At 43.5% G+C, this 9,445-nt stretch carries 6 protein-coding genes; all 6 read right to left on the minus strand.

Annotated elements, in window-relative coordinates:
• Positions 1-141: 141 nt before the first annotated feature.
• Genes ACYVIL_RS19095 through ACYVIL_RS19120 form a run of 6 tightly spaced genes read right to left on the minus strand, consistent with a single transcriptional unit; the run spans position 142 to position 9,312 of the window.
• Positions 142-1,116, minus strand: a complete 975-nt coding sequence (locus tag ACYVIL_RS19095; protein ID WP_007145191.1) for a caspase family protein — start codon at positions 1,114-1,116, stop codon at positions 142-144.
• Between the two features lie 11 nt (positions 1,117-1,127).
• On the minus strand, positions 1,128-1,499 hold the full coding sequence (locus tag ACYVIL_RS19100) for a TIR domain-containing protein (protein ID WP_460314218.1): 372 nt from the start codon (positions 1,497-1,499) through the stop codon (positions 1,128-1,130).
• A gap of 38 nt (positions 1,500-1,537) precedes the next feature.
• Positions 1,538-2,806 (minus strand): ISL3 family transposase, encoded by a 1,269-nt coding sequence (locus ACYVIL_RS19105; RefSeq protein WP_460314220.1) that lies wholly within the window; start codon positions 2,804-2,806, stop codon positions 1,538-1,540.
• Positions 2,807-2,810: 4 nt separating this feature from the next.
• The gene (locus ACYVIL_RS19110) at positions 2,811-6,050 is read right to left on the minus strand and encodes a type I restriction endonuclease subunit R (protein ID WP_460314222.1); all 3,240 of its coding nucleotides are present in this window, start codon (positions 6,048-6,050) and stop codon (positions 2,811-2,813) included.
• On the minus strand, positions 6,047-7,288 hold the full coding sequence (locus ACYVIL_RS19115) for a restriction endonuclease subunit S (RefSeq protein ID WP_460314224.1): 1,242 nt from the start codon (positions 7,286-7,288) through the stop codon (positions 6,047-6,049). The genes ACYVIL_RS19110 and ACYVIL_RS19115 overlap by 4 nt, the downstream gene beginning before the upstream one ends.
• Complete coding sequence (locus ACYVIL_RS19120; RefSeq protein ID WP_460314226.1) at positions 7,285-9,312, minus strand: type I restriction-modification system subunit M; 2,028 nt, start codon at positions 9,310-9,312, stop codon at positions 7,285-7,287. Before ACYVIL_RS19120 ends, ACYVIL_RS19115 begins: the two co-directional genes overlap by 4 nt.
• Positions 9,313-9,445 lie beyond the last annotated feature (133 nt).

Raw genomic sequence — 9,445 nt, forward strand, 5'->3', positions numbered from 1 at the left:
GGCTATTTGCATTCTAGGGTTGGAATTCAACCCTAGATAACAATTATTACATAGCTGAAACTAATCATCGTTTGGTTGGAATCTCTGCGAATTAGCACTAATAAACAACCTGTATATTGGTTGGAAATGTGACGATTGTAATTAGATTCGATTCTTTTCAACCAACCTTCTATAGTGTTCACCAAGAGCGGTTAGCCTGCACGATTTACTTTCCATCGCAGCATTCCACATATGATCCGCTCCGTCAGGCACAAGGAGGTTTAATCGGTTGTATTTCTGAAGTACAGAAAATATTCTTGTGTTTTCTTCAACTGGGTTTGGCATTCCTTCATCCCTACCTTTCATTTCAGGTTCAAACGTAGGATCAAGAGGAAATGAATATCCAGGAGTGGGGAACAATGTTGTAATCTTTCTTAAATCCTCAATGGATATAGAAGGGGAGGATTTTCTTAACGACACAAATTGCTTCACGTTTGTTTTGAAAACAGGGCGTTGTTCCCATGCCCCAAGAGATTGATCAATATGAGCATAAATACTCCCTGGGGTAATGTCGCCTGTTAAGTTGGCTGCACTACCGCTTAGTGCATCAACCAACAACGTGGTAAAAACTCCACGTCCATTTTGCTCTGTCGCGTACTGGTCTTTAGTTGAAGCTGTTAAAACTGTCACACCTTCGGCAAGCGACGCTAGTTGTCCAGCTTCAGGAGGTGTCCCAGCAATTCCTGAGTGACAACTATCAAGTATAATTAGTTTGTTTTTGGCTGGGGAGTTGTTTGCAATTGTCAGTATTTCCGTAAGTGAAACACCTTCATCGCCTCTTGCAGCATCCGATGTTAATAAATAACCTCCCGTAGCCTCAATATGACCGTGCCCAGCAAAATAGAACAAAGCAATATCTGCATCTGCTTTAAATAATTCAGTAATTTGGTCTTTTAAATCACCACGTTTAACTGTCTCGCTAGGTCCTGTTCCTGTCAGCAATCGGCAATCAAAATTCACAGAACCGCCATCGTGTCTTTCCAAAATTGCTTTTACGGAATGCGCGTCATTCACACATCCATATAGGTGACCCCCATGCTCGTAATGGTTAACACCCACTATCAAAGCGATCCTCATAATTTCGTCCTTTATAAACTGTCTATGAAATTTTTAATGGCATCCCAGGTCCAAACAACAGTTTTGACACCTTCTACATTTGTCCTGTCATCCGTGTATGCCCAAACTCCCAAAACTATTTTGCCTTCTTCTTTTGCACAAGCTATTTCCCACTTCTGACCACTTGACTTCAATGAGTTATTGCTAATAAGTGCAATGACACCGTCAGACCTTTTAATGCGAGTTCTTACTTTGGCCTTCCAATCAGTGTCGTAAGCTTCTTTTACAGACATATCGATATATTCAAAAGGGGAGTTGGTATTTAACGATTGACCCTTTAAAAAATCCCGCTGTCTCTCGTCTTCAATCGCAAAAGCTATAAATATCGTTTTTTTAGTAGCCATATATCAGTTCTCCATTTTATTGATAATTTAGTGTGTTCTTAATCTAATTCACCACTTTCAACCTGCTTAACAAGCGTAGGTATATGTGGCCCATACTCAACCTTTCCACGACCAGAACGGATACCGCTACCAACCTTGCGGGCTTCTGCCGAATATAGTGTCTTTGCGCGAATGATCTCATAGCTATAGCCACGCCCAAGTCGATTAGACATCTTGATCAATCCGTTCAAGCCTTCTGTGTAGGCATTAGTTATTGGGAACGGTGCATCCCAATAAGCAAAAATATCTTCATAGTGGTTGTGAACGGTTTTGACAAGCTTTTTGAAAGGCTCCATGCCATCGTCAGGTAAACTATTTTTCCATGCCTCAAATGCGTTCTGAGCTTTTTGCTTGTCTGGTTCATCATAGATAGCAAAGAAGCTTTCTTTGAAATCATAAGCAATAGACAATTCTGGTATTTGCTCACGCACGATAGCAAGAGCCTTATGTTCAGCAGGAGTCAGGTTAGCGGGTCGCTTAAGCGTCAGCCATCTGATTGATTTTTTGACATTAATTCTATCTTCCTTACTAAGCTGTACCTGATATTTTTTACGCTCTTCTTCTAATGCTTCAGATGCCATTTTAACAACATGAAACTTATCAATTACCAACTTTGCGTTTGGCAAAAATTCAGCAAAAGACCGTTTAAATGGACGCCACATATCGGTGCATACCCATTCGACTTTTTCACGGTTAGGCAATTCCTTAAAAAATGGTTTCAGGTGGTCTTGCGTACGCTGTTCCAGCATTTCAAATACGTTGTTAGTCGCAAGGTTTGTGATAACGCATCGATAACCTCCGGCCAAGTTAACCTCATCAATGCCCATGATAACCGGCGTTTCGTAACAAACCGTTTGTTCTAATTCATCAATCAAGTCATGCGCAATATTTTTCACTGTATTAACAGCGACGCCAGTTTGGTCTGCTAATGCCCTAAATGTGGTGCCGAGGCACTGTTGACGAATAACATCGACCAACCGTTTAGTTGCTCGACGCTTATCATCCAGAAAACTCAGTTCAGGCATAGCCATTTTTCCGCAGCTTTCACAACGAAAACGCGGTCTTTGCACTTCAAGCCGAACTGGTTCCATATATAGAGGGGTGTCAGAGAACTTGTTCTTGCGAGTTCCATGCTTGTGCATTGGAATGTTGCAATCTGGGCACATTGGCGCACAGACCTCGTCGGCCACGGCTACAATGATTAGCGCCTTGCTCTCTTTATACATATCCACCGGTTTAATACCCGGTAGATTTAGTAAATCAAGCATCAGGCTAGTCCAAATCCAAATCTATATTTTTACCATCTCTAAGCATTTCATAAATCACATCGACCAGAGCTGACATCCCTTGGCGATCTGATTTAAGTACCTGTGTGGCAAGTTTCTGATGGCTAGTAAGCGCACGAACAACAGCTTGTTGTACTGCGCCAGGTAAATTACCTTTTAGCGCCTGTTCTCGCGTGTTGCTCTCAACCTGAGCCATAACCACGTCACTTTCACCGGCAATTGACTTAATTTGGTTAACAAATGCAACCTGATCTCGAATAGGCGTAGCCTCCCCAAACAAACTATTGAGCTTTTCAATGATTTCTTGCACAAATTTTGGCTTGTCTCCTGCACCTCCACCACCACCTGGGCCGACAGGCTCTAAAACAGGCTTGTCTTCATCCTCAATAGGTTCAACAACACGCCCTTTAATATCAAAACCTGTAAGAACCAGTCCTTTCAAATCTACAGTTTCAGGGGCTTCATTGTGCAATCGCTTTTGCAATAACTTAGAAAAAGCAGCAAAATTCTCAAGCTCTGGATCTCCAAAATCAATAAGTTGTGCCACATAAGAATAGGTTCGGCAGAAGCGCCCTAGATCCGACTTAAAACCCAATAAGGATTTAATCTGCTCTGCATATTCATCTTGATGATGATCTGCTGATTTCATTCCTGCTTCATCACCTTGCGCACGAGCCTTTTCAAAAGCCCCCTCCCACGTTGCCATCGCATCGCGAAGCATTTTCATTTTTTCATTATAAAGACGAGTAGCAGCTTCTGTTGCCGCATAAAGCGACTTGTGTTGCGGAGTTTGAGAGTGAGTAATATCGCGAATGGTTTTGAAGCGGGCTTCTTTGAAAGCGATCAAGTCTTTCTCGCTGTAAAGGCTATGTTCGTCCAATCGCTCTTTGATTTCATAAACAACGTTCAGCTCTTGAACATCATCGATATGCGCACCGTCGTCATAGAGTGAAAAGGCATACCGAACATTGGACGGATCATTCACAAAGTCGATTATGAATACTTCATCTTTTCCTGGAGCCATGCGGTTCAAACGTGAAAACGTCTGCACAATTTCGACGTGGTTAGCAATTTTTTTATCGACATACATTGCCACTAACTTCGGTTGATCAAATCCCGTTTGGAATTTGTCAGCAACTAGCATCACTCTATATTCAGGGCGATCAAACGCAAAGCGTAAGTCTTGACCTTGTACATCAGGATTCATGCTTTGTTCGGTAAATTCCTCGTTTTCGTCAATAACGAATACCTCTTCAAAAGCCTCATCATCATTGTGCATCACCTGTTTTCCAGTCATTTTGCCAGAAAAGGCTACCAACGAATGGATGAAACTGTATTCGCTATGCAATTCAATATAACGGTCAAACGCTTTCTTGTAGCGAATAGCGGCAGCTCGTGAACTTGTTACAACCATTGCCTTCGCCTTCCCATCTAAACGGTGCGCCACATTTTTAGAGAAATGCTCAATAATGAATTGGACTTTCTGAGTAACATTGGTCGGATGTAGTGCCATCCATTGAGCTAATGCACGTTTTGCTGCCTTACCACTCACACGCTTACTGTCTTCAAGCTGTTTCGACAGATTAAAGGCGGTTTGATACGGTACGTATCCTTTTAAAACATCAAGGATAAAGCCTTCTTCAATAGCTTGTCGCATGGTGTACTTGTGAAAGGCTTTGGGCGGATTTTCTTTTGATGTCGGATTTGACGCGTCTTCAGGCCGACCAAAGAGCATTAAGGTCGCGTGTTTAGGTGTACCTGTAAACGCGAAGTAGCTGATGTTGTCGGGCCGAGCACGCGATTTTTGCAGTTGCTCTAACAGTTCATCCACAGTCATGCTGGACATTTTCCCGTGCCCACTCATTCCAAGAGCGGTCTGTAATTTTGCAGCAGTAGAGCCTGTTTGAGAATTATGGGCTTCATCAATAATCACTGCAAAACGCTTACCCTTAAGCGCCTTGTCGGTAATAACGGCTTCCATGGCGTAAGGGAAGGTCTGAATAGTGACGACAACTATAGGTGTGCCATTGATCAAGGCTTCTGAAAGTTGCTTGCTTTTTGATTGCGATGACTTCTGACGATCTATCGCAGCAATCACCCCAAACTGGTGGTCAATTTGCTTTACCGCGTCCTGTAGTTGCCCATCTAATACATTGCGGTCAGTTACAATAATGACGCTGTTAAATACCGCATCGCCATTGTCTTCCCGTAATTTCACTAAATCATGAGCCGTCCATGAAATGGTACTGGTTTTGCCTGATCCTGCGCTATGGTCAGCCAGATAGGTCATGCCTGCACCATTCTTGCGGGCATCAGCAATCATGTTATTCACTGCCGTCCATTGATGAAAACGCGGAAAAATGAGTGTTTCTTTTTTAGACCAGTTGCCCTGAATATCAACCACATCTTTTTTCTCTACATACACAAAGCTATGGAATATGCGTAACCATGCATCGGGTTGGCAAACATCCTCCCAAAAGTATGCGACGGGGTATTCAATGCTACCATCCGGCTTCTTCTCACCAGGCGGGTTGCCAGCTCGCCCCTCATGCCCCTTATTAAATGGCAGGAAGAAGGTATTAACCCCATCCAGTTTGGTTGCCATCATGATTTCAGAATCCGACATAGCAAAATGCACGACGGCTCCGCGCTTAAAGGTCAATAAAGGTTCTTTACGCTTGGTTTTTGGGTCAAATGGCAGTCGGTCTTGTTGGTATTGCTCCATAGCCGCTTCAGCTGACTGGGTGAAGTCCGTTTTTAGCTCAACCGTTGCGACAGGCAGCCCATTGATGAAGAATACTAAGTCAATCGCAAACTCACGCGCAGGATGGTATTTCAGCTCGGGCACTACGCGCAGAATGTTGGCTATATAGCGCTCTATCACCGCTTCGTTACGCTTATCCTCAGGCGCGGTTTCAGTCATTTCAATCAGGCCACAGCCTGCAATTGAGAAGCCTTGACGTAGCACCTGAACCGTACCTTGTTGCTCAAGTGCCTTGGTCAGTCGATCCATCACCACGTCGAGGGTTTTTGTGCCGTTTAACCGCTCCAGTTTCTCCCACTTATCATTTTGGCCGCTCGCTTTTATCCACGCTTCTAGGTCTTCTGAGTAAAGTGCACGTTCGGTATCGTAGTATTTGGTATCACCTAACTTCCAGCCTTGCTCGACCAGCCGCTCAATAATATAGCGTTGAAAGTGTTTTTCTTGATGTGCTGATGAGTTCATGCGGACTCTCCTCGTAAATCTATCTGCCCAGTTACCGCAGCAGTGATAAATGCTGAACGACGCTCTTTGAGCAAGGCAATGCTTTTTTTAACTTTTATATCAGCTTGCGCTTTTAAGTACATTAACCTTTTTACTTCACTTTGGACTTCTGGGGCTGGAATTCGTATTTTTTCATTAAGCAGAAGGTTAATGTTCAGCGGCCTATTTCTTCCCGCAGCACCTCTTGAAGACTCGTTTAATAAAAAATCACCGAAATTAGTCATAAATAAAGCCAACAAATATTCGGTAGCAATCGATTTTCCACGGATGACCGGGTATCTATGAGAAACTACACACCCCGTTTCCTTTTCGGTCGCCATTGTTACAGCGCCTTCCCATGCGAATTGCCCACTAAGAATGAGATCCCCTTCTTCTACATAGAAAAAGCTTGAATCTCCCATGTCTTTGCCAAGAGTTGCTGGCTTATGGAAAAGACCTCTACCACGGTTATAAAGCCCCAATGCTACATACTCATCACCATCAACAATTGTTGCTGGCCTGGAGACTACATCTGTCATCCGTTTTAAACGATCAAATTCACCACTCCCTTGAATTTGTTCGTTCATTACTAAAGCCAATATTTTCTCTTTTATTAGCTCAAGAAACCTGTTTTTTTTCCTGATAAGTGTGTCAATGCGAATTGTTTCAGTTTCAAGAATATTTGCAATCTTACTTTGTTCATCTAATCCAGGAATAACTGTTTTGAGGCTTACTAGAGTAGGTGGGTTAATTGCTGGATAACTCAACCCTTCGGAGTGCGCTTCAACAGCCTGAATAAATAAATCATTAAGGACAAGCCATTTCAGGAAACGTGGCTCTATTTTGACAGGGCGTGGGCGCAGTACTGCAAATCCTGTTGAGAAAATACAACCTTCAAACTCATCACCAACAGATGCAACTGCTTTAAGGTATGTCCTCACTGTTGACAGAATAACATCTCCAGACTTAGCTTTTCTTCTCGCGCGGGAAGGTGCATCACCGAAAGGCATTTCTTCAATTTTAGAAATACCCTCGTGGTAACTAACCGATGAAATGTCAACATACCTAATCAGATCTTCTGGATTAGTATAATCTGGGAGTGCATCATCATTATGAGAGACGATAATTTTTAATGGCTTTAAATCCCAATGCTCTGGCACGGAGCCAATCCACTTAACGCCAGACTCTTTATATTCGGGATATGCTTTATAGTGACTCATTCAGTTGCCACCTCTGCCAAGAGTGCTGCAATCTCACTTTCAACATCTTTCAATTCTGCATCGATATCATGTAGCTTACGCGGCGCTTGGTACTGATAAAAGAAGCGGTTGAAGTTGATTTCATAACCCACGCGACCAAGCCGCTTGTCTTTGTCATCGATAAAGCTTTCGTCGATGTAAGCATCGGGCACATGTGGCAGCACTTCACGGGCAAAGTAATCCTCAATCGATTCCAAATAAGGTACGTTTTCATAATCCGTTAAATCTGTGTCAGGTACGAATTTGCCTTGCGCATCGATCACCGGCTCCGCTTCAGGGTCTTTGCGGCCAAATGCAGCAAGCAAGGCAGTAATGAAAGTCTTGTTGCCTTTTACCTTAAGCAGTTTGGCATCAGGTGTTTTCACGGCTTCTTTGGTAAAGTTTTCTGCCCAGATGTATTCCTTGGTCTCACCCAACTGCGGCTGAATGGCCTCACGCCAAAATGCTTTATGTTCAACCGGTAGTTTCTGCCAGGTATCCGTTGCTTCTAACGTGGATAAACCTTGCTCATCAAGCTTAAGCGTCATCCGCAACGGGCGAAGCACTTTAATACGGCGGTAGCCAAAAACTTGGTAATCAACCATTTTAGAGAGTGTGTCATTTTCGCCAGCTGCATAAATATCCAATATCTGGCGGCGCTGATCATCGCTCACAATTCGGCGCTTGTTACCCTCATTCTTGATAGATGTCCAAAGGTCAGTGGCATTAATAAGTTGCACTTTACCTTTGCGATTCGCGGACTTCTTATTCGATAAAATCCACAGGTAAGTAGCAATACTGGTTCTAAAGAAAATATCTGTAGGAAGAGCAACAATGGCTTCGACTAGGTCGTTTTCCAGCAACCAGCGGCGTATTTCAGACTCGCCAGAGCCAGCGCCACCATTGAATAAAGGTGAGCCGGATAAGACAATTGCAGCACGTCCACCGCCATTGTTTGGCAATTCGAGCTTGCTAGCTAGGTGCATCAAAAACAGCATAGAACCGTCATTAATACGTGGCAAGCCAGGGCCAAAGCGGCCTAACTCACCCAATTTATGCTCTTTTTCTACAGCTGATTTGTCTTTTTCCCATTTCTTACCGAAAGGCGGATTAGATAAGCCGTAGTGGAAACGCTCTCCTGCAAACTGATCATTTGAAAGTGTACTGCCCTGAAGGATATTTTTGGAAAGATCACGACCTGGATCTGACTCAAGGCGACGGATGAGCATACCGGCTACACAAACCGCATGAGTTTCCGGTTCAAGTTCTTGGCCGTGAGGAACCAGTACCGGTGGAATTTTATAATGGTTGCCATAGTCGGCAACATGGTTCATTGCGTCAGTTAAAAATCCGCCTGTCCCACACGTAGGATCGTACAGGGTACGAATAAGGCCTGGGCTTTCCTCAAACAGTGCATCATCAGGATCAAGCAAGAGTGCTGTGGCTAAATGCACGACATCCCTTGGGGTCATGAAATCTTCAGCGCCTTCATTGACTTCAGCACCAAAACGGCGAATCAAATGCTCATAGATATTACTCATCACTCTGTCTGGCACGGTGTCAGGGTGTAAATCAATACCAGCAAAGTTTTTGCAGATGGTGAAAAGTAACCCAGCTTTCTCAAGCCGGATTATCGTGTTACCGAATTCAAACTCTTCAAATATTGCTCTGGCATTATCAGAAAAAAGAGAAATGTAGTCTTCGAGATTACGACGAGTTTTTGTACTGCCAAGCGTTGAAAGGGAATACTCAGAGGTGTTGTAGAAGGGATAGCCAGCGGTTTGGCGTAGAATTGGGTCAAGCTCAACTTCGGCATCCTTAAAATTGTCGTAAGCCTCCCTTACCGCTTCTCTTGTAGATTCAAGAGCGCACTCCAATCGACGTAACAAAGTAAAGGGTAAAATAATCTTACCGAAGTCGGTATGTTTAAAATCACCCCAAAGGTCTTCTGCGTTTTTCCAAATAAAATCTGCCTGCGAGGCAGCTGAACCTGAGAATTCTGTCATTTCGGTCTCCAACCATCTTTTGCACAAAACAATACATTATGCAATAGAGTGTAGTCAACCAAGTTTTGCACAAAAGAAGGGTTATGCTATTTTATAGGATACTTCATGATCCAACCTCAGATTGCAAATAGCC

Source organism: Aliiglaciecola aliphaticivorans (genome assembly GCF_054782055.1).